The organism is Curtobacterium sp. BH-2-1-1, from assembly GCF_001806325.1.
Taxonomy (GTDB): domain Bacteria; phylum Actinomycetota; class Actinomycetes; order Actinomycetales; family Microbacteriaceae; genus Curtobacterium.
On the sequence record NZ_CP017580.1, the window covers coordinates 474147 to 493745 of the forward strand.

General features: G+C 72.1%; 20 protein-coding genes. 9 read left to right on the forward strand and 11 right to left on the reverse strand.

The annotated features are described in order from the left end of the window. Positions 1 to 14 precede the first annotated feature (14 nt). Positions 15 to 506: a DoxX family protein gene (locus tag BJK06_RS02150; RefSeq protein ID WP_070416514.1), complete on the forward strand. Its 492-nt coding sequence runs from the start codon at positions 15 to 17 to the stop codon at positions 504 to 506. Here BJK06_RS02150 and BJK06_RS02155 read toward each other — a convergent pair. Beyond that, positions 494 to 1096 (reverse strand): histidine phosphatase family protein, encoded by a 603-nt coding sequence (locus BJK06_RS02155; protein WP_070419134.1) that lies wholly within the window; start codon positions 1094 to 1096, stop codon positions 494 to 496. The genes BJK06_RS02150 and BJK06_RS02155 overlap by 13 nt on opposite strands. An 8-nt stretch (positions 1097 to 1104) precedes the next feature. Next, entirely contained in the window at positions 1105 to 2439 is a 1335-nt protein-coding gene (locus BJK06_RS02160; protein WP_070416515.1) for a pitrilysin family protein, read from the reverse strand. Between the two features lie 249 nt (positions 2440 to 2688). On the opposite strand from BJK06_RS02160, the gene BJK06_RS02165 reads away from it, so the two are divergent. Then, the gene (locus BJK06_RS02165; RefSeq protein WP_070416516.1) at positions 2689 to 3336 is read left to right on the forward strand and encodes a TetR/AcrR family transcriptional regulator; all 648 of its coding nucleotides are present in this window, start codon (positions 2689 to 2691) and stop codon (positions 3334 to 3336) included. A 127-nt stretch (positions 3337 to 3463) separates the two neighbouring features. Continuing rightward, positions 3464 to 3991 (forward strand): YbhB/YbcL family Raf kinase inhibitor-like protein, encoded by a 528-nt coding sequence (locus BJK06_RS02170; RefSeq protein WP_070416517.1) that lies wholly within the window; start codon positions 3464 to 3466, stop codon positions 3989 to 3991. Positions 3992 to 4061: 70 nt separating this feature from the next. Here the strand turns inward: BJK06_RS02170 and BJK06_RS02175 are convergent, their stop codons facing one another. Next, entirely contained in the window at positions 4062 to 6335 is a 2274-nt protein-coding gene (locus BJK06_RS02175; RefSeq protein WP_070416518.1) for a polyribonucleotide nucleotidyltransferase, read from the reverse strand. Between the two features lie 279 nt (positions 6336 to 6614). On the opposite strand from BJK06_RS02175, the gene BJK06_RS02180 reads away from it, so the two are divergent. Then, a complete protein-coding gene (locus tag BJK06_RS02180) occupies positions 6615 to 7808 on the forward strand; it encodes a hypothetical protein (RefSeq protein WP_070416519.1) in 1194 nt (397 codons plus the stop codon). On the opposite strand, the gene BJK06_RS02185 is transcribed toward BJK06_RS02180, so the two are convergent. The 5 genes from BJK06_RS02185 to BJK06_RS02205 all read right to left on the reverse strand — a co-directional run bounded on the left by BJK06_RS02185 (position 7809) and on the right by BJK06_RS02205 (position 10768). Next, positions 7809 to 8729, reverse strand: coding sequence for an FAD:protein FMN transferase (locus tag BJK06_RS02185; RefSeq protein WP_219810649.1), 921 nt, complete (start codon positions 8727 to 8729; stop codon positions 7809 to 7811). Continuing rightward, on the reverse strand, positions 8726 to 9052 hold the full coding sequence (locus BJK06_RS02190) for a hypothetical protein (RefSeq protein ID WP_070416521.1): 327 nt from the start codon (positions 9050 to 9052) through the stop codon (positions 8726 to 8728). The genes BJK06_RS02185 and BJK06_RS02190 overlap by 4 nt, the downstream gene beginning before the upstream one ends. A 107-nt stretch (positions 9053 to 9159) precedes the next feature. Further along, the gene (locus tag BJK06_RS02195) at positions 9160 to 9810 is read right to left on the reverse strand and encodes a CE1759 family FMN reductase (protein ID WP_070416522.1); all 651 of its coding nucleotides are present in this window, start codon (positions 9808 to 9810) and stop codon (positions 9160 to 9162) included. A gap of 139 nt (positions 9811 to 9949) precedes the next feature. Then, positions 9950 to 10219, reverse strand: a complete 270-nt coding sequence (gene rpsO / locus BJK06_RS02200; protein ID WP_070416523.1) for a 30S ribosomal protein S15 — start codon at positions 10217 to 10219, stop codon at positions 9950 to 9952. Positions 10220 to 10321: 102 nt separating this feature from the next. Continuing rightward, positions 10322 to 10768 (reverse strand): VanZ family protein, encoded by a 447-nt coding sequence (locus BJK06_RS02205; RefSeq protein ID WP_175473608.1) that lies wholly within the window; start codon positions 10766 to 10768, stop codon positions 10322 to 10324. A gap of 112 nt (positions 10769 to 10880) precedes the next feature. Here BJK06_RS02205 and BJK06_RS02210 point away from each other — a divergent pair, with 112 nt between their 5' ends. The 3 genes from BJK06_RS02210 to BJK06_RS02220 are packed head-to-tail and all read left to right on the forward strand — an operon-like array spanning position 10881 to position 13312. Further along, positions 10881 to 11927, forward strand: a complete 1047-nt coding sequence (locus BJK06_RS02210) for a glycoside hydrolase family 6 protein (protein WP_083294990.1) — start codon at positions 10881 to 10883, stop codon at positions 11925 to 11927. Positions 11928 to 11961: 34 nt separating this feature from the next. Then, positions 11962 to 13011: a M4 family metallopeptidase gene (locus BJK06_RS02215; protein ID WP_070416524.1), complete on the forward strand. Its 1050-nt coding sequence runs from the start codon at positions 11962 to 11964 to the stop codon at positions 13009 to 13011. Between the two features lie 28 nt (positions 13012 to 13039). Continuing rightward, positions 13040 to 13312, forward strand: a complete 273-nt coding sequence (locus tag BJK06_RS02220; RefSeq protein WP_070416525.1) for a protealysin inhibitor emfourin — start codon at positions 13040 to 13042, stop codon at positions 13310 to 13312. A gap of 155 nt (positions 13313 to 13467) precedes the next feature. On the opposite strand, the gene BJK06_RS02225 is transcribed toward BJK06_RS02220, so the two are convergent. Genes BJK06_RS02225 through BJK06_RS02235 form a run of 3 tightly spaced genes read right to left on the reverse strand, consistent with a single transcriptional unit; the run spans position 13468 to position 16978 of the window. Continuing rightward, a complete protein-coding gene (locus tag BJK06_RS02225; protein WP_175473609.1) occupies positions 13468 to 15711 on the reverse strand; it encodes an ATP-binding domain-containing protein in 2244 nt (747 codons plus the stop codon). 59 nt (positions 15712 to 15770) lie between these two features. Then, a complete protein-coding gene (locus BJK06_RS02230) occupies positions 15771 to 16607 on the reverse strand; it encodes an aldo/keto reductase (RefSeq protein ID WP_070416527.1) in 837 nt (278 codons plus the stop codon). Continuing rightward, positions 16607 to 16978, reverse strand: a complete 372-nt coding sequence (locus BJK06_RS02235; RefSeq protein ID WP_092094011.1) for an FKBP-type peptidyl-prolyl cis-trans isomerase — start codon at positions 16976 to 16978, stop codon at positions 16607 to 16609. The genes BJK06_RS02230 and BJK06_RS02235 overlap by 1 nt, the downstream gene beginning before the upstream one ends. A 79-nt stretch (positions 16979 to 17057) precedes the next feature. Between BJK06_RS02235 and BJK06_RS02240 the strand changes: the two genes are divergently transcribed. Together BJK06_RS02240 and BJK06_RS02245 are read left to right on the forward strand one after the other, a co-directional pair. Then, complete coding sequence (locus BJK06_RS02240) at positions 17058 to 18380, forward strand: MFS transporter (RefSeq protein ID WP_083294991.1); 1323 nt, start codon at positions 17058 to 17060, stop codon at positions 18378 to 18380. A gap of 102 nt (positions 18381 to 18482) precedes the next feature. After that, a complete protein-coding gene (locus tag BJK06_RS02245) occupies positions 18483 to 19574 on the forward strand; it encodes a YihY/virulence factor BrkB family protein (RefSeq protein ID WP_070416528.1) in 1092 nt (363 codons plus the stop codon). The last annotated feature ends 25 nt before the right edge of the window (positions 19575 to 19599 follow it).

Consider the following 19599-nt stretch of genomic DNA (forward strand, 5'->3'; position numbering starts at 1 on the left):
CCGAACGGCAGGGCATGGTCCTGCTCCTCCGTGCCCTCGACTCCCCGACCCGCCTGCCGTTCCTCTCGATCTCGCTCGTCCGGGTCGCGCTCGGACTGTTCTTCGCCGCGTCCGGGTGGAACAAGACCGTGACCGCTCCGGGTCGCGCGGCGATGGCGGAGACGATCCGTTCGATCGGCGCGCCGGTGCCCGAGCTCACAGCCACCGTGGTCGCGGGCTGCGAGCTCGTCTTCGGCGTGCTGCTCGCCGTCGGCCTCGTGACGCGGGCGGCTGCGGCCGTGATTGGCGTGATCAGCACGGTCGCGCTCACGACCGTGGCGGTCCACCAGCTCGGGCCGGCGGACGCGGTGACCTGGTACAGCGACCTGCTGTACCTGCCCGAGGTGCTGTACCTGCTCCTCGCGGTGGTGCTGGTCGCGCTCGGCGGTGGGCCGTTCGGGCTGGACCGGGTGCTCCGAGCGCGGGTCGCCGCACTCCGGGCGCGCAGGGCCCGTCAGACGGGTTGACCGACCGGCAGGCCCGTCCTGAGCTCGACGGGCAGGTGCGCCAGGTCGTTGAGCGCGACGACCTCGGCCGGCTTGGCCGAGCGGATCCGGATGATCGTCAACGCCGTGTGCGCCACGTTCGTCCCCATCCAGCGCCACTCGGGTGCCTGGAACGCCTCGCGCACGAACCAGCCGATGACGGCGTTGTGCGTGATGAGGAGGTCGTGCCGGTCCTCGCGTGCCGGGGTGAACCACTCCGCCACCGCATCGCCCATCTGGGCCTGCCCGGCGACGATCTCCTCTTCCGTGATGCCGCCGTACCACCCCTGGTAGGCGTGCGGCATGTCCGGCGTCGGACCCGACGGGATGCAGTCGAAGAGCAGGGTCGACGGCTCGGGCTCGATCGCCGGGAGCCGCTGCGACAGGAACGACGCGGTCTCGCTCGGCGCTTCGAGCGGCGAGTGGTAGACGCCGTCGAACGGCACGCCGCCGAGACGGTCCGCGACGAGCATCGCCTGCCGCTTGCCGCGCTCGGACAGCTTGCCGTCCCGCAGCCCGTGTTCGGCGTCCTGGTGTTCTCCGTGCCGGACGAGGTAGAGGTAGTGCGACATGTCGGTGCTCAACCGCCGATCCCGATCGCGGCCGCGAGCTCGTCCTGCTGCACCGCACCGACCACCGAGGTGATCGTGGGCCGGGTCAGGAGGTCGCGGGCCAGGTCGAGGACGTCGTCGGTGGTGACCCGGTCCACGCGCTCGAGGGCGGTGGCCAGGTCGGTGAACTCCCCCGTGCCGAGCTCGGACCGGCCGAGTCGGGTCATCCGGGCGTCGGAGTCCTCGAGCGAGAGCGTGAGCGCCCCCTCGATCTGCCCCTTCGCGCGACGGAGCTCGTCGCTGGTGATGCCGTCGTCGACCATCCGGCGGAACTCCGCGTCGACGATCTCGACCACCCCGGCCACGTTGTCGGGGGCACACCCGGCGTAGACGCCGAAGGCACCGTTGTCGAGGTAGGCGGGCGCGAAGGAGCTCACCGCGTAGGCGAGTCCGCGGCGCTCGCGCACCTCTTGGAAGAGTCGGGAGCTCATGCCGCCGCCGAGCACGGCGTTGAGCACGCTGAGGACCGGCCGCCGTTCGTCACGGAGGTCGAGGCCCTGCGACCCGCGGAGCATCGAGACCTGTTCGGTCGGACGGTGCACGACCGAGAGCTTGGGGATCGCCGGGTCCGCCACCGGCTGCGGCGTGCGCCGTGCCAGCGGAGCAGCGTTCGGGGCGCCCTGGAACACGGCCTCGACGAGCTCGCAGAAGCGGTCGTGGTCGATCGCCCCGGCGGCGGTGACGACGATGCCGTTCGGCGCGTAGTGCTCGCGGTAGTGGGCGAGGACCTCGTCCCGCTGCACGGCGCGGATGCTCTCCGGTGTGCCGCCGATCGGCCGGCCGAGGGCGTGCCCGTCGAAGGCCGCGGCGAAGAACGCCTCGCCGGCGACGTCGGCCGGGTCGTCCGCCGCCATCGCCAGCTCTTCGAGGATGACCCCGCGCTCGATGTCGAACGCCGCGTCGTCGAGGACGGAGCCGGTGACCATGTCGCCGATGACCGAGACGGCCATCGGGACGTCGGCGTCACGGACCCGTGCGTAGTAGCACGTGTACTCCTTGGCGGTCGCGGCGTTGTGCTCGCCGCCGACGGAGTCGAACGAGATCGCGATGTCGAGGGCCGACCGGGTCCGGGTGCCCTTGAACAACAGGTGTTCGAGGAAGTGCGTCGAGCCGTACTGGCCGTCGCGTTCGTCGCGGGAGCCGACCCCGACCCAGAAGCCGAGGCTCGTCGAACTCGCTCCGGGCATGGCCTCGGTCAGGACCCGCACGCCGGACGGGAGGACGGTTCGGCGGACGAAGGCGCCCCCGGACGTCAGGAACGACGTGTCCGGGGCCTCGAGCGGCAACGGCACTGGGTGGTTCATCGCAGACGAGCCTACTGACCCCGGAGCGCCCGTCGCCCAGTTTCCACAGCCGCTCACGGTGTCACTCGAAGTGGGGTACAGATAAGGAGGATAGAAAGACTCGTCTGTCTGTCCTCCTTGTGGTACAGTTCTCGTACCGGATCGGAAGCCCCCCTATATTCCGATCCGGTGGCTCGGGACATCAGTCCTCACGCGGCACGAGTCCCCCCGCTCCGCCGCGGAGCCGATGAGCCCAAGGAGAGCCACGCTGTGACGGTCGATTCCCCCCAACCGACCGTCCAGCGTCTCCCTGGCCCGAGCACGAACCTCGCGTCGCCGGACGGGTCGAGCGTCCCCCCGGCTCCCCGTTCCGGCGGCGCGAAGGTCCGGATCCTCGAGACCGCCACGCGGCTCTTCTACGAAGAGGGCATCCACGGCGTGGGCGTCGACCGTCTCATCTCCGAGGCGAGCGTCACGAAGGCGACGTTCTACAAGCACTACGGGTCGAAGGACAACCTGATCCTGGCCTACATCCGGACGCAGCACGAGCGCGTGCAGCAGCGGATGGAACAGCTCATCGCCGATGCCGGCTCGCCCGAGGCAGCCGTCCGGGCCTGGGTCACGGCCCTCACTGACGAGGTCAACGACCCCGACTTCCGCGGCTGCGCGTTCCTCAACGCCGCCGCCGAGTACCACGACCCGCGCGACCCCGTGCGCGAGGTCGTCGCGATGCACCGCGACTGGTACACCGAGCGACTGGCCGACCTGCTGCAGGAGTCCGGCCACACCCTGCCGGGCGACGGTGCGGACGAGCTCATGCTCGCACGCGACGGCGCCATGTCCGGCGCGTACGCCGGTGACGCGATCGCGGCGACGGCGGCCCTCGGCCGCGTCGTCGAGCGCGTGCTCGCCGCCTGACGACGCACGTCGCGTCGACGAACGCGACCGTCTGTCGGCCTGGAGGCACGGGTCGGCCCCGCACCGCGCCTCCCGTCCGCCGGTCGGCACCGAGCGACATCCGAGCACGCGGGTGTTGGCTGGGGACATGGCCAACGACCCCAACTGGAACCTCCCCGAGGTCCCGACCTTCACCCTGACCAGCCCCGACTTCACCGAGGGCGGCGTGCTCCCGACGTCCGCCCGCGGCACCGACGCCGGCGGCGAGGACCGCTCCCCCGCGCTCGAGTGGTCCGGCGCTCCGGAGGGCACGCAGAGCTTCGTGCTCACGGTGTACGACCCCGATGCCCCGACGGGGTCCGGGTTCTGGCACTGGAGCCTCACGGACGTCCCGGCGTCGGCGACCTCGCTGCCGGCCGGTGCCGGGACCGACGACGCGCTGCTCCCCGCCGAGGCGCTGCGCCGCCGCAACGAGTTCGGCACGGACACGTTCCTCGGCGCGGCACCGCCCGCCGGGCACGGGCCGCACCGGTACTTCTTCACGCTGAGCGCGCTCGATGTGCCCGTCCTCGAGGCGCCCGCGGACGCGACGCCCGCGGTGGTCGGCTTCGTGCTCCGCGAGCACCTGCTCGGCCGCGCGCAGCTCGTCGGCACGCAGGAGACCCCCGCCGCGTAGTCCCGCAACGGCGAACGGCCGCCGCCCCGGAAGGGACGGCGGCCGTTCGTGCGTCAGGACGCGGGAGGGATCAGCCCTCGGCCGGGGCCTCGGCATGGGACTCGTGTCCCTTGCGGCCCTCGGTGTCCACCTCGTCGGCGACGACCGGTGCGAGCGACAGCTTGCCGCGGTCGTCCACCTTGGTGACCTCGACCAGGATCTTCTGGCCGACGCCGAGGACGTCCTCGACGTTCTCCACACGCTTGCCACCGGCGAGCTTGCGCACCTCGGAGACGTGGAGCAGACCGTCGCGGCCCGGGAGCAGCGACACGAACGCACCGAACGTGGCGATCTTGACGACCGTGCCGAGGAACTGGTCCCCGATCTCCGGGTTCGTCGGGTTCGCGATCGCGTTGACCTGGGCGCGAGCGGCCTCGGCCGACGGACCGTCGACGGCGCCGATGTACACGGTGCCGTCGTCCTCGATCGAGATGTCGGCGCCGGTCTCGTCCTGGATGCCGTTGATCGTCTTGCCCTTCGGGCCGATCAGCTCGCCGATCTTGTCGACGGGGATCTGCACCGAGATGACACGAGGAGCGGTGTCCGCCATCTCGTCGGGGGCGTCGATCGCCTCGTTCAGCACACCGAGGATGGCCGAGCGAGCCTCCTTGGCCTGCTTGAGCGCGGCGTCGAGGACCGACGACGGGATGCCGTCGAGCTTCGTGTCCAGCTGGATGGCCGTGACGAAGTCCGAGGTGCCGGCGACCTTGAAGTCCATGTCGCCGAGCGCGTCTTCGGCACCGAGGATGTCGGTCAGCGCCGCGTAGCGGGTCTGGCCGTCGACGGTGTCGGAGACGAGGCCCATCGCGATGCCCGCGACCGGGGCCTTGAGGGGCACACCGGCGTTGAGGAGCGACAGGGTCGAGGCGCAGACGGAACCCATCGACGTCGAACCGTTGGAGCCGAGGGCCTCGGACACCTGACGGATGGCGTAGGGGAACTCCTCGCGCGACGGCAGCACCGGCACGAGGGCGCGCTCGGCGAGGAAGCCGTGCCCGATCTCGCGACGCTTCGGCGAACCGACACGACCGGTCTCACCCGTCGAGTACGGCGGGAAGTTGTAGTGGTGCAGGTAGCGCTTCTTCGTGACGGGCGACAGCGAGTCGATCTGCTGCTCCATCTTGAGCATGTTCAGCGTGGTGACGCCCAGGATCTGGGTCTCGCCGCGCTGGAAGATCGCCGAACCGTGGACGCGCGGGATCACGGCGACCTCGGCGTCGAGCGGACGGATGTCGGCGAGGCCGCGACCGTCCATGCGGATCTGCTCGGTCAGGATCCGGCCGCGGACGACCTTCTTCGTGACCGACTTGTAGGCACCGCTGACCTGGCCGTTGGCGCTCTCGGGGAGCTCGCCGGCCGTCACCTTGGCGGCGATGGCCTCCTTGACGCGGGCCTTCAGGGCGTCGTCGGCGTCCTGACGCTCGAGCTTGCCGGCGATCTTGTAGACGTCGCCGAGCTCGGACAGCGCGATGGCCTCGACCGCGTCGTAGACCTCGGGGGCGTACGGCGGGAAGACCGGGTAGTCCTGGATCTCCTTGGCCGACTGGGCGGCCATCTTCGCCTGCGCCTCGACGAGCTGCTTGAGGAACGGCTTCGCCGCCTCGAGCCCCTGCGCGACGACGGCCTCGTCGGGCTTGGTCGCGCCGCCCTGGATGAGGTCCCAGCTGTGCTCGGTGGCCTCGGCCTCGACCATCATGATGGCGACGTCCTCGTTGCCGGCCTCGTCCGTGACGACACGTCCAGCGACGGTGAGGTCGAAGACGGCCTCGGCGAGCTGCGACGCCTTCGGGAACGCGACCCACTGGTCACCGATGAGCGCGAGGCGCACACCGGCGATCGGGCCGGAGAACGGCAGACCCGAGATCTGCGTCGACGCGGACGCGGCGTTGATCGCGAGCGCGTCGTAGAACTCGTCCGGAGCGATGCTCAGGACGGTGATGACGATCTGGACCTCGTTGCGGAGGCCGTCGACGAACGACGGGCGCAGCGGCCGGTCGATGAGGCGGCAGACGAGGATCGCCTCGGTGCTGGGACGGCCTTCACGACGGAAGAACGAACCGGGGATCTTGCCGGCGGCGTACGAGCGCTCCTCGACGTCGACGGTCAGCGGGAAGAAGTCGAACCCTTCACGCGGGTGCTTGCCGGCGCTGGTGGCCGAGAGGAGCATGGTGTCCTCGTCGAGGTACGCGGCGACAGCGCCCTGCGCCTGCTGTGCGAGCCGACCGGTCTCGAACCGGACGGTGCGCTTGCCGTACTTGCCGTTGTCGAGAACGGCTTCGGCGAACTTGATCTCGGGACCCTCCAAAAGGGTGCCTCCTTGATGTGTTCGGCAGGCTGGGGCCACGGCACCCGATGGTGCGTGCGCGCCGAAGGGATCGGGACGCATGTCTGGCCAGCAGTAGAAGCACTCGGGAAACCGTCCGGCCCGCGAGCCACCACCGATGACCAGCTCCGTGCCCGGCCTGCGCAGTGTTTGTCGTAACGCCCGGGGAAACGGTCCCTGGACGTGATGGACTTTACCAGTCCTCAGGGATTCGGCGGCGAGGCTCACGGCGAACCGGAGTGTCCTCGCTAGCCTGCTGCCATGCGCCTCACCCCCTCCCGGGGCTGGTTCGTCGCGGCCGCAGTGGTCGTCGGCGCGCTCGTCGCCCCCGTCGTCACCGCTGTCCCGGCGAACGCGACGGAGTACCCGAGCTGGCAGGACGTCGAGCACGCGAAGGGCAACGAGCAGACCAAGAAGGCCGAGGTCGCCAGGGTCCAGGCGGCGCTGGAGTCCGCCCAGCAGGCCGCAGCCGTGAAGTCGCAGGCCGCGCTCGTAGCGTCCCAGCGTGCGGACGCGGCCGAGTCGGCACTGGCGTCGGCCACCCAGGCCGCCACGAGCCTCCAGACCCAGGCGGACCAGGCGGCGAAGACGGCGGACCGCGCCCAACAGCGCGCCGGCCAGCTCGCCGCGAACCTCTACCGCGACGGCAGCTCGAGCCAGATGACCACGCGCATCGCGACGGCGAAGGACCCCTCCCAGCTGCTGTACCAGCTCGGCGCGCTCGACCAGCTGTCGTCGACGTGGGCCGGCGTGATGGACGACGCCTCGGTCGCCGCGAGGACCGCGTCCTCGCTGCACGACCAGGCCACCCGCGCCGAGGACGAACGCGCCGACCTGGCCGACGCCGCCGAGACGAAGGCGAGCGCGGCGAAGGACGCCGAGGCCGCTGCCGACGCCGCGGTCGACGACACGCAGCAGCACAGCGACGAGCTCTACGCCCAGCTGGCGTCGCTCAAGGACACCACCGCGAAGACCGAGCAGCGCTACCAGCTCGGCGTGCAGGTCGCGGCACAGAAGGCCGAACAGCAGCGGAAGCGCGAGGAGGCGGCCGCGGCGGCAGCAGCCGACGCGGCACCGAGCCCCACCGTCCCGTCGACGAGCGGCGGCGGTTCGTCCTACCCGAGCACGGGCGGCGTCGTGGTCGACCCGGCGGGTGCCCAGGCGTACGCCCGCAGCGCCATCGGGTCGTACGGGTGGGGGTCGGACCAGTTCTCGTGCCTGGTGTCCCTGTGGACGCAGGAGTCCGGCTGGCGTGCGAACGCCCTGAACGTCTCGAGCGGTGCGTACGGCATCCCCCAGTCGCTCCCGGCGGAGAAGATGTCCGTCGCCGGCGCGGACTGGCGGACGAACGCGGCGACCCAGATCAACTGGGGCCTCGCCTACATCCACGACGCCTACGGCTCGCCGTGCGGGGCGTGGAACCACGAGATGAGCGTCAACCCGCACTGGTACTGATCAGCCGTCGTCGGCGGGCCAGCCCCCGATCCGGACGACGGTGCCGTCCGCAGCGACCAGGCGTGCCGCGCGGCCGCTCCGCCGGAGCATCTCGGTGGCACCGTGTCCGCGGACGACCGCGGCGGTCGTCATCGTGTTCGCCGTGACGCACGACGGCGCGACGACGGTCACCGAGCGCCAGACCGGCTCGGCCGGCAGCCCCCACCGCGGGTCGAGGATGTGGTGCCGGGCGTGGCCGTCCTGCTCCCACCGCCGCTTCCGGGTGCTCGAGGTCGCGACGGACCAGCCGGAGGCGATCCGCACCTGGTCGGCGGGGTCGTCGTCGAGGTCCTGCACCCGGACCTGCCAGCCGCCGGACGGGTCGGGCCCGGCCGTCGCCACGTCCCCGCCGAGCGAGACGAGCGCGCCGATGCCGAGGCGGGCGGTGATGCTCGCCGCGGCCATGTCGGCAGCGGCGGCCTTGGCGGTGGCACCGAGGTCGAGCGTGACGCCCTCGGGCACGCGCAGGAAGGTGCCGGACAGCAGGACCCGCTGCCACGCCGGGCGGCCGTCGAGCGTTCGGGCCACGGCCTCGGGCGTCGGCACGGGTGCGGCGTCGGCGAACGCGGCGTCGTAGCCCAGCGACGCCATGCGGGCGCCGAGGGTCGGGTCGACGTCGCCGTCGGAGGCGCGTGCGGCGTCGAGCGCGTGGTGCACGAGTGCGGCGAGGAGCGGGGAGACCTCGGCGCCGCGCACCAGGTCGGCTGCGCGGGCGACGAGCTCGGAGTCGCTGCGGAAGCGGCTGCACGCCGCGTCGACGGCGGCGGTGACCTCGACGACGCACGCCCGTGCGGCGGCGAGGTGGCGGCGGTCACGGTGGTCGAGGACGACACGGGCGGTGGTGGTCCAGAGGTCCCACTCGGCTGCGGCACGCACGGTCACGATCCCGTCGTGGTCGCGTCGGTGGCGCCGGAGCCGCCGGTCGTGCCCTGGCTCACGCCCTGGTCGGTCGAGGTCCCGGCGTCGGTCGAGCTCCCGGTGTCGGACGAGGTCCCGGAGTCGGTCGCGGTCCCGGCGTCGGACGAGGTCCCGGCGTCGGACGAGGTCCCGGCGTCACTCGTCGACGATTCGGCCGAGCCCGTCGTGGCCTGCTCGTGCCCGAACCACACCCCGGCCCCGGTCAGCGCCGCGACCACGAGCCCGCCCACGCTGACGAGCGCACTCGTCGTCCAGCCGGGTCGCCGGCCGTTGCCCCTGGTGTCCATCGGTCCTCCTCGTCGTCACGATCCGTCGTCACGACGAGGTTCCCGAGCCCACCGGTGAGCGGGCCGGGCAGGGGCTGCACCCCCGCCCGACGACCGCTGTGGGCGGCCTAAGAGCGCACGGCCGAGTGACCGAGCCCACCGAGCAGGGACGCGAAGTCCGCCGTCTCGGGGAGCGCGTCGGCTTCCTGCGGGGTCCGACGGGAGGCGCGGATCGCCCAGGCCAGGTCCTCACCGGCCCGGCGGATGCGACCGTCCAGTGCGGCCGAGTCGCCCTCGCTCCCCCAGTCGTCGGTGGCGGCGAACACACCGGTGGGGACGACCGCGGCGCGGAGGTACGCGAACACCGGACGCAGCGCGTGCTCGATCGCGAGCGAGTGTCGTGCGGTGCCGCCGGTGGCTCCGAGCAGGACCGGCATGTCGGCGAGCGAGTCCTTGTCGAGCACGTCGAGGAACGACTTCGCGAGACCGCTCACGCCGGCGGTGAAGATCGGCGTGACGAACACCACGGCGTCGGCCTCGACGACCGTCGCCATCGCGGCGGACAGCGCCGGTGCGGCGAACCCGGTGAGCATCGCGTCGGTGATCTCGTGCGCCAGCGGACGCAGGTCGACGTGCAGGACGTGCGCCGCGCCTCCTGGCAGGCCGGACGGGCTCGGTGCGGCGAGCGCCGCGATCGTGGCCTCGCCCAGGCGGTCGGCGAGCAGGCGGGTGGAGCTGGGCTCGGAGAGCCCGGCGGAGACGACGGCGATGGTGGTCATGGTGAGTCCCGACTTTCGATGCGTTTGCATGAACATCGTATCCAACCGCACGTCCCCCGCAACCATTCCCGGGGGAACGGAGAACGCCCCGGTCCTCGTGTGAGGGCCGGGGCGTTCGGTCAAGCCGTGGGTCGGTCGACTAGCGACGCAGGCCGAGACGCTCGATGAGCGCACGGTAGCGGGCGATGTCGACGTCGGAGAGGTAACCGAGGAGACGGCGACGCTGACCGACCATGAGCAGCAGACCACGACGCGAGTGGTGGTCGTGCTTGTGCTCCTTGAGGTGCTCGTTCAGGTCGTTGATACGACGCGTCAGAACGGCGACCTGGACCTCGGGGGAACCGGTGTCGCCCGGGTGGGTCGCGTACTCTTCGATGATCTCCTGCTTGACCTTCGCGTCAAGTGCCATGCGTAGATCCCCTTTCAGTCCGTTGCGCGGTGCCCGTGCCTGATGCACGAGCGCTCTTTGTCCGCGGCCGTTCGACGGCAACCGCGCAAGACTACCAGATCGCTAGACGGTCCTGGCGCGCAGCCGACGCCGACGCGGTGCCGGCAAGAGGCTCCGGACGAGGCCGACGAGCGTCGCGCCGAGCAGACCGCCGAGGCCGTTCGACAGGACGTCGCGCGGATCGGCCACGCGGTAGGGCAGGTAGGTCGCCTGCGCGAACTCGATGCCGGTGGAGAGCACGACCGCGACGACCGCACCGAGGATCCACCACCGGCGCGGGAGCCACAGCGCGGCGAGCATCCCCACGGGCACGAACATCGCGATGTTGGCGAGGAACTCCACGCGGTCGTAGCTGAACCACGTGCCGTGCGGGAGCTGCTGCACCCAGGCGATCGCGTGCAGGACGAGGGAGTTCTGCGCCGCCGAGAAGACCTGCGGGGTCAGCGTCATCCGCCAGATCACCCAGGCGTACGCCGCGGTCAGGGCGAGGAGGAGGAGCTTCCGGAACATCCGGCCAGTCTGGGACACGGTCCTGGCAAGAAGCGGCGGCGACGCTGGGTGAACGCCCGGCGGGACGGGCCGGGCCTGGGCACGCCGGGGTCGCACCTGCGAGCATGGGCGCATGCCGAGTCTCGAGGGAACCCGTGGACGCCGCAGCCCCGGCCGTCGTCAGTGGACGTGGATCGGGCTCGCCGCGGTCGTCGTCGCCGCGCTCGTCGTGACGCTCGTGCTGGTGCTCCCCCGCGGCACCGAGCCCACCGGCAGGCAGGTCGCCGAGCGGAAGACGGCGTCCGAGGCGTTCCCCGGCGGCCTCGCGGAGCAGCCCGAGGCCGAGAACCAACCCGGCAAGCGGGAGTCCGAGGCGCGTGCCGACGGCGACGACACCACGGCCCGGAAGATCGCCATCATCGCGGACGAGCCGATCGCCACCTGGCTGACGAACACCTCGGTGTCCGAGACGCGTCAGACCATCCGGGACGTCGTCCGCAGCGCCGAGCGGCAGCGGAAGACACCGGTGTTCGTCCTCTACAACGTCCCGGACCGCGACTGCGGCAGCTACTCCAAGGGCGGGACCGCCGCGGACGAGTACCTGCCGTGGGTCCGGTCGGCGGTGCGGGCCATGGCGGGTTCCCGGGCCGTCGTGCTCGTCGAGCCGGACGCCATCGCCCAGATCCAGGTGTGCAAGCGCCTCGAGCAGGACCGCCTGCCCCTGATCCGCAAGGCCGTCGACGAGCTCAGCGGCCACGGCCTCACCGTGTACCTCGACGGCGGGAACGAGAACCGCGTGCCGACGGCGACGATGGCGAAGTGGCTGCGCGAGGCCGGGGTCGACCGGGTGCAGGGCTTCTTCACGAACGTCTCGAACTTCTACCGGGTCGACCAGGAACGCGCCTACGCCGACCGGCTCGCGGACGCGATCGGCGGCGACCCGCACTTCGTCATCGACGTCTCGCGCAACGGTCAGGGTTGGCGCGGCACGTGGTGCAACCCGGACGGCGCCGGCCTCGGCCAGGCCCCGCACGTCACCCGCGGTTCCACCCGGCTCGACGCGCTGCTGTGGGTGAAGACGCCGGGGCTGAGCGACGGCACCTGCAACGGCGGGCCGGCCGCCGGACAGTGGTGGGAGTCGTACGCCCTCGGGCTCGTGGAGAACCGCAAGCAGGACTGACCGCGGTGTCGGTGCCCGGTGGTTGCATGACGCCATGACCCCGACCGACCGCATCCGATCCGTCGTCCCGCCCTACCTGCTCCGCGCCGTCGCCGACGCCCAGGGCTTCCCACGCGCGGCCTCGGCGGCACGGACGGCGCTGGCGTCGCTCGACACCGTCCAGCGTCCGAAGCACGAGCACCGGGTCCGTCCGCAGGGCGTGAGCGGCACGGTCGACCGGTCGCCGCAGCGGACCATCTCCGACGCGCACGGCAGCACCACGCTCCCGGGGACCCCGGTCCGGCGCGAGGGCGACCCGGACTCCGGCGACCCCGCGGTGGACGAGGCGTACACGGGCCTCGGCGACACCCACGCCTTCTGGCTCGAGGTCTTCGGCCGGGTGTCGATCGACGGCGCAGGCCTCCCCCTCGACGCCACGGTGCACTACGGGCAGGACTACGACAACGCCTACTGGGACGGCAGCCGGATGGTGTTCGGCGACGGCGACGGCGAGGTCTTCAACCGCTTCACGATCGCGGTCGACGTCATCGGCCACGAACTCGCGCACGGCGTGACCCAGTACACCGCCGACCTCACGTACGAGGGGCAGTCCGGGGCGCTGAACGAGTCGATCAGCGACGTCTTCGGCTCGCTCGTCGCCCAGTACGCCCGACGCCAGAGCGCCGACCAGGCGTCGTGGCTCATCGGCGAGGGGCTCTTCACCCCGGCCGTGCACGGCGTCGCGCTGCGGTCGATGCGGGCTCCGGGCACCGCCTACGACGACCCGGCGCTCGGCAAGGACCCGCAGCCCGCGACGATGGCCGGGTACGTCGACACCACCGAGGACTCCGGCGGCGTGCACACGAACTCCGGCATCCCGAACCACGCCTTCTACCTGGCCGCCACGGCGATCGGCGGCAACGCGTGGGAAGGCGCCGGAGCCGTCTGGTGGGACGCCCTCACGTCCGACGCCGTCACCGCCTCGATCGACTTCGCCGGGTTCGCCACCGTCACCGTCGACGCCGCACGCACGCGCTTCGGGGACGGGTCGGCGCAGCACACCGCGGTGCAGGACGCCTGGCGCACGGTCGGCGTGCTCGACTGAGCCGGGCTGCCGGCGTACCGTCGGGGGCATGCACATCGACGTCCGCCGCAGTGGGGGCATCGCCGGCACCACCAGGGGCTGGCGCGTCGACACCGATGCCTGCGACGACCAGGGCGGGTGGTCGGAGCTCGTCGGTGCCCTGCCCCGCGACGCCCCGAGAGCCCCTGCGCCGGGCGTCCGCGACGACTTCACGTGGACGATCACCGTCGAACGGACGACGGTCACGATCCCCGGCACCCGCCTCGACGGCCCGTGGGCGGCGCTCGTGACGCGCGTGCGGGCCGAGGGCACCCCGACCTGACGGAGGTGCGCCGCGCCTCCCGTGCGCCCGCGCGTGCGCCCGTGCGCTCGTGCGCTCGCTTCGTGAGCAGTAACGGTCGGGTCGCCCGCGCGCACCCGACCATTCCTGCTCACAAAGTGACGCGCGCGGCGCTCACGAAGTGACGCGCGCGGCGCTCAGGCGACGTCGACGACGGTCAGGCGGCGCGTCGGGCGCGTCATGGCGACGTACACGGCAGCAGCCGCACGCGCCGCGTCCGCACCGACCCGCTCCGGGTCGACCAACAGCACGCCGTCGAACTCGAGGCCCTTCGCATCGGCACCCGTGAGCACCGTGACGGACCCCGGCCGGGGTGACCCGAGCGACCGGACGTCCACCTCGGTCCGGGCCAACCGCTCGCGGACCGCGTCCACGTCGGCCTCGGGCACGATGACGCCGATCGTGCCGGCGCCGATGTGCTCCCGCTCGCTGCCGACGATCGCGGCGACCGTGTCGAGCACCTCGGCCCGGCTGGACGTGACGCGCACCACGGGGTCGCCGTCGCGGACGGCCTCGGTCCGGGTCACCGCGAGGCCGGCGGCGTCCGCGAAGGCCCCGGCGGCCTCGACGATCGAGCGCGGCGTGCGGTAGTTCACCGTGAGTTCCTCGACGCGGTGCTCGATCGGCACCTGGGGCGCGCGGCCCCGACGACGGCGGGCGAGGGCGCCGACGACGTCGTCCCACGTGCGGGCGGCCCCGGGCGAGGACCCCTGCGCCATGTCCCCCACGATCGTGAACGAGCGGAGCGGGTTCCGGCGGGCGAGCACCCGCCACTGCATCGGGGAGAGCTCCTGCGCCTCGTCGACGACGATGTGGCCGTAGGTCCACTCGCGGTCCTCGGCGGCGCGCTCGGCGGTGGAGCGGGGGTCGCCGCCCTCGGCGAAGGAGCCGGCGACCTGCTCGGCGGTGACGATGCCCTCGACGCCCATGTTCTCGATGGCCTGGCGGGCGTTCTCGATGTCGCGGTTGCGGCTGGCCTTCGCCGCGCGCTTTGCGGCCCCGCCGGTCGGGTCGAACGGGCCGAGGAGCTCGGCGGCCTCGTCGAGGAGCGGGACGTCCTCGACCGTGAACGCGGCTCCCCGCTCACGCAGCAGCAGGGCCCGGCGCTCCGGGGTCCAGTGGGGGGTGAGCGAGGCGAGCCAGTTCGGCCGGGCGTACAGGTCCTCGAGGAGCTTCTCCGGCGGCAGCGGCAGCCACGCGGTGTTGAGGAGCACGCGGGCGTCGTACGACGACCGGATGTCCTCGCGCAGGACCTTCTCGTCCGCCTCGTCGACGGTGGTCCCGCGCTGGCGGAGCTGCTCGGCGAGCAACCGCGTCATCGCGTCGAGCGCGGTCTTGTTGAACGTGACGCGGGCGGCGTTGTGGGGCTTCCCGCGGTCCTGCGCGCGCTTCATGGCGTCGGCGACGAGCTCGGGCGGCACGACGAGCCGCTCCCCCTCGACGTCGAGCGTGACCGACTCGGTCGGGACGACCTGGCGGGACCGCACCGCGCGACGGAGCAGCTGCGCCATCTCGGCCGAGCCCTTCACCGCGGCGACGTCGCGCTGGTCGTGCTTCGTCGCGTGCACGCCCGGGTAGAGCGAGCCGAGCGAGGCCATCACCACGCCGGTCTCGCCGAGCGACGGGAGCACCTGCTCGATGTAGGTCAGGAACGCCGGCGACGGGCCGACCATGAGCACGCCGGACCCCCGGAGCCGCTCGCGGTACGAGTACAGCAGGTAGGCCGCACGGTGCAGGGCCACGGCGGTCTTGCCCGTGCCGGGGCCGCCCTGGACGATGAGGACGCCCTCGAGCGGGGAGCGGATGATCCGGTCCTGCTCGCCCTGGATCGTCGCGACGATGTCCGTCATCCGGCCGGTGCGCTCGGCGGTGACCGCGGCGAGGAGCGCGCCCTCGCCCTGCAGGTGCGTGCGCTCGTCGTCGTAGAGCGTGGCGTCGAAGACCTCGTCCTCGATGCCGACGACGCTGCGGCCGTCGAGGGTCAGGTGCCGGCGGGCGCGCATGCCCATCGGGTGCGCGGCGGTCGCCTGGTAGAAGGCGCTGGCACCGGGGACGCGCCAGTCGAGCAGGAGCGGTCGGTGGTCGCGGTCCCGCAGGCCCACGCGACCGATGTAGCGGAACGAGTCCTCGTCGCTGTCCGGCTCGGACACCTCGAGCCGCCCGAAGACCAGGCGGTCGCCGACGCGCTCGAGCGTCGCGATGGTGTCCTCGTAGAGCCGGGCGTACGCATCGCGTTCACTGCGGCTCTGGTGGTTCCCGCCGACCGCTTGACGGCGGGTTTCGGCGAGACGCTGCTCGGCCTCGGCGGTCAGCTCGTCGAGACGGCCGAACAGGCCGTCCACGTAGCCGCGCTCGCGGTCGATCTCGGTCGGTTCTGACACACACAACCCTTCGGGACAGGGGAACCCAGTGTAGTCCCCCCATCCCGAAGTGAGGCTTCCTACATCTCTTCGTGCGTGTCCGGGTCGCCGTCCCAGAGGCGTCCGCGCTCGAGGCCGGAGATCGCCGCGACCTCGGCGTCGGTCAGCTCGAAGCCGAAGACGTCGAGGTTCTCGCGCTGCCGGGCCGCGTCGCCGGACTTCGGCACCGGGACGGCACCGATCTGGACGTGCCAGCGGAGCACGACCTGCCCGGGGGTGACCCCGTGCGCGGCGGCGGCGTCGACGATCGGCTGCTCCGTGAGGAGTTCCGACCGCTTCGCGAGGGGGCTCCAGCTCTCGGTGACGATGCCGAGCTCCTGGTGCACCTTCCGCAGTTCGCCCTGCGGGAAGTACGGGTGCAGCTCGACCTGGTTCACGGCCGGGGCGACACCAGTGGCGTCCACGATGCGACGCAGGTGCTCCGGGGTGAAGTTCGAGACGCCGATCGAGCGGACCTTGCCGCTGTCGCGGAGGTCGACGAAGGCCTTCCAGGTGTCGACGAACTTGTCCACCGACGGGTTCGGCCAGTGGATCAGGTACAGGTCGACCGAGTCGAGGCCCAGGTTGCCGAGGGTCTCGTCGATCGAGCGGTGCGCCTCGTCGTAGCCGTGGTGGCGGCCGGGGAGCTTCGACGTGACGACGAGGTCCTCGCGTGCCACCTCGGACTCGCGGACGGCCTTGCCGACGGCGTCCTCGTTGCCGTAGTTGAGCGCGGTGTCGAGCAGCCGGTAGCCGCCCGCGATCGCCGTCCCGACGGCCGCCGCGCCCTCGTCGCCGTTCAGCCCGTAGGTGCCGAGGCCGAGCTCCGGGAACCGGTGTCCGTCGTTCAGCTCGATGGTCGGTGCGCCGACCTGCATCAGCGGACCCCGAGCAGGTCGATGACGAAGATCAGGGTCTTGCCGGACAGGAAGTGGCCGCCGCCGGCGGGGCCGTAGGCGAGCTCCGGCGGGACGACGAGCTTGCGGCGCCCGCCGACCTTCATACCGGGGATGCCCTCCTGCCAGCCGCGCACCAGGGCGGCGAGCGGGAAGTCGATCGGCTCGCCGCGGTTCCACGAGCTGTCGAACTCCTCGCCGGTCTCGTACTCGACGCCGGCGTAGTGCACCTTGACGGTCGACCCGGCGGAGGCCACGTCGCCGGAGCCCTCGACGATGTCGGTGATGACGAGCTCGGTGGGGGCGGGGCCCTCGGGGGCGTCGAACTCGGGCTTGCTGTTCAGGTCAGTCATGCCCGCCAGTCAACCAGAGAGCGCGGACACGGCCCCGCACGTCCACGGACGGCGCCGCAGCCCCCAGAATGGTTCCACCGTGACATCATCCACACCGACCGGCGAGCGCCGACGCCGTCTCCTCGCCGACCTCACCCCGCTCCGCCGCTCCCCCGCGTTCGCCCGGCTCTGGCTCGGCACCGCCATCGCCGGCATCGGCACGCAGATGACCACCGTCGCCGTCGGCCTCGAGGTCTACGACATCACCGGCTCCACCTTCGCGGTCGCCCTCGTCGGCGTGATCGCGCTCCTGCCGATGATCGTCGCCGGCCTCTACGGCGGGATGCTCGCCGACGCGTTCGACCGGCGCACCGTCGCACTCGTGTCCGCCGTGATCGCCTGGGCCGCCGTGGCCCTGATCGCCACGCACGCCTGGCTCGGACTGCACAGCGTCGCCCTGCTCTACGTCCTCGCCACGGTCAACGCCGTCGCCGCGACCGTGAGCAACGCGTCCCGCTCCGCGATCGTGCCCCGGCTCGTGGGCACGGACCTGCTGCCGGCGGCGAGCGCCCTCGGCGGCATCGCCTCGGGGTTCCAGGTCACGGTGGGTCCCGCGGTCGCAGGTGTGCTCATCGCGGCCGTCGGCTTCGCCCCGACGTACACGATCGACGTGGTCCTGTTCACGTTCGCGTTCCTCGGGGTGTTCACCCTGCCGCGGATGGCCGCCGACCGGGACGCGCTCCGTCCGGGGCTCAGCTCGCTCGTCGAGGGGGCGCGGTTCCTCCGACGGTCGCGGAACATCACCATGACGTTCGTGCTCGACATCGTCGCGATGACGTTCGGGCAGCCCCGCGTGCTCTTCCCCGCGATCGGTGCGCTCGTGATCGGCGGCGGGTCGATCACCGTCGGCACCCTCACCGCGGCGTACGCGATCGGAGCCCTGCTCTCGAGCGTCTTCTCCGGTCCGCTCGGACACGTCCGCCGCCAGGGCGAGGCGGTCGGCTGGGCGATCACCGCCTACGGTGGCGCGATCGCGGCGTTCGGCGTGGTCATCGCCTGCGCCCACGCGCTCGGCGGCCGCGAGGGCGACGCGTTCAGCACCGGCATCCTGCCCGCGCTCGGCCTCGCGGCACTCTTCCTCGCGGCGGCCGGCGGCGCGGACAACGTCAGCTCGGTGTTCCGGAACACGATCCTGCAGGCCGCCTCCCCGGACGGCTTGCGCGGACGCCTGCAGGGCATCTTCATCGTCGTCGTCACCGGTGGACCGCGGCTGGGCGACCTCTACGCGGGGCTGGTGGTCGCCGCCGGCATCGCGTACCCGCCGATCATCGGCGGCGTGCTGATCATCGGCCTGGTCGCGCTGCTCCTCCGCGCGGTGCCGTCCTTCCGCCGGTACGACGCACGGCACCCGCACGCGAACTGACGAGCGGAGCGGCCGCCGGACGCGACCGTCGACCGGACGGGAGGCGCGGTGCGGGCCGCCACCGCGCCTCCTGGCCCGCAGGTGTCGGGTACCGTACAACGCATGCCGGACAGCGCATCGCGCGACCTCCAGCGGACGGGAGTCCGCGCCGTGGTCCGGCGCACCTACCACTCGGTCATCCGGCACCGCGTCGTCGACGCGGCGGCGTCGCTGACGTTCTTCGCGCTGCTCACGGTGTTCCCGACGACGCTGACCGTGGTGTCGGCCCTGTCGATCGTGGACCGGCAGGGCGACAGCCTCGAGGACATCATCGGGATCCTCGGGTTCATCGTCCGCCCCGAGACGGCCTCGCACCTCGAGGGTCCGCTCCGGCAGCTCCTCACCCTGGACAACCCGTGGCTCGGCTTCGCGATCGGCGTCGTGCTGACGCTGTGGTCGCTCTCCGGGTACGCGACGGCGTTCGGCCGGGCGATGAACACCGCCTACGAGGTCGAGGAGGGGCGTCGCATCTGGAAGTTCCGCAGCATGATGCTCCTCGTCACGCTGCTCGTGATGGCCGGCGGTGCGATCGCGATCGTGATCCTGCTCGGCACCCCGACGATCTCCGCCGCGGTCATCCGGTCCTTCGGGTGGGCGCCGTGGATCGACGACCTCTGGAACGTGGTGAAGTGGCCGATCCTCGCCGCCGACCTCGTCGTGATGGTCGCGGTGCTGTACTACGCGACGCCGAACGTGAAGACGCCGCAGCTGCGGTGGGTGTCCGCCGGTGCCGGGTTCGCCATCGTGACGTGGGCGCTCGCGACGCTCGGGTTCTCGCTCTACGTCGAGACGATCGGCGGCGGCAACAAGGCGTACGGCTGGCTCGGTGGCGCGATCCTGCTGCTCGTGTACCTGTACATCTCGAACTTCGTGCTCGTGGTGGGCGGTGAGCTCGACTCCGAGGTGATCCGGATGCGCCAGCTGCTCGCCGGCATCGAGGCCGACGAGTCCATCCGGCTGCCGCTGCGGGACGTCACGCGGAACTTCACGCTCGCCCGGTGGCGGGACGCCGACATCGCCGCCGCACACCACGTCCGGACGATCGCGGCGCAGCGGGCGGCCGAGGACGACGCCGATCCCGCCCGTGCCGAGGCGGCGGAACACCTGCGGGACCTGTCCCGGCAGGTGCGGGTCGGCGAGCCGCCGATGCCGTAGGCACCCCGCCGCGCCGCGACCCCGC

Excerpts from the sequence above, each read along its gene's own strand:
- BJK06_RS02150 (WP_070416514.1), top strand. The coding sequence starts at position 15 with ATGGTCCTGCTCCTCCGTGCCCTCGACTCCCCGACCCGCCTGCCGTTC.
- BJK06_RS02155 (WP_070419134.1), bottom strand. The coding sequence starts at position 1,096 with ATGTCGCACTACCTCTACCTCGTCCGGCACGGAGAACACCAGGACGCC.
- BJK06_RS02160 (WP_070416515.1), bottom strand. The coding sequence starts at position 2,439 with ATGAACCACCCAGTGCCGTTGCCGCTCGAGGCCCCGGACACGTCGTTC.
- BJK06_RS02170 (WP_070416517.1), top strand. The coding sequence starts at position 3,464 with ATGGCCAACGACCCCAACTGGAACCTCCCCGAGGTCCCGACCTTCACC.
- BJK06_RS02180 (WP_070416519.1), top strand. The coding sequence starts at position 6,615 with ATGCGCCTCACCCCCTCCCGGGGCTGGTTCGTCGCGGCCGCAGTGGTC.
- BJK06_RS02190 (WP_070416521.1), bottom strand. The coding sequence starts at position 9,052 with ATGGACACCAGGGGCAACGGCCGGCGACCCGGCTGGACGACGAGTGCG.
- BJK06_RS02195 (WP_070416522.1), bottom strand. The coding sequence starts at position 9,810 with ATGACCACCATCGCCGTCGTCTCCGCCGGGCTCTCCGAGCCCAGCTCC.
- rpsO (WP_070416523.1), bottom strand. The coding sequence starts at position 10,219 with ATGGCACTTGACGCGAAGGTCAAGCAGGAGATCATCGAAGAGTACGCG.
- BJK06_RS02205 (WP_175473608.1), bottom strand. The coding sequence starts at position 10,768 with ATGTTCCGGAAGCTCCTCCTCCTCGCCCTGACCGCGGCGTACGCCTGG.
- BJK06_RS02210 (WP_083294990.1), top strand. The coding sequence starts at position 10,881 with ATGCCGAGTCTCGAGGGAACCCGTGGACGCCGCAGCCCCGGCCGTCGT.
- BJK06_RS02215 (WP_070416524.1), top strand. The coding sequence starts at position 11,962 with ATGACCCCGACCGACCGCATCCGATCCGTCGTCCCGCCCTACCTGCTC.
- BJK06_RS02220 (WP_070416525.1), top strand. The coding sequence starts at position 13,040 with ATGCACATCGACGTCCGCCGCAGTGGGGGCATCGCCGGCACCACCAGG.
- BJK06_RS02230 (WP_070416527.1), bottom strand. The coding sequence starts at position 16,607 with ATGCAGGTCGGCGCACCGACCATCGAGCTGAACGACGGACACCGGTTC.
- BJK06_RS02235 (WP_092094011.1), bottom strand. The coding sequence starts at position 16,978 with ATGACTGACCTGAACAGCAAGCCCGAGTTCGACGCCCCCGAGGGCCCC.
- BJK06_RS02245 (WP_070416528.1), top strand. The coding sequence starts at position 18,483 with ATGCCGGACAGCGCATCGCGCGACCTCCAGCGGACGGGAGTCCGCGCC.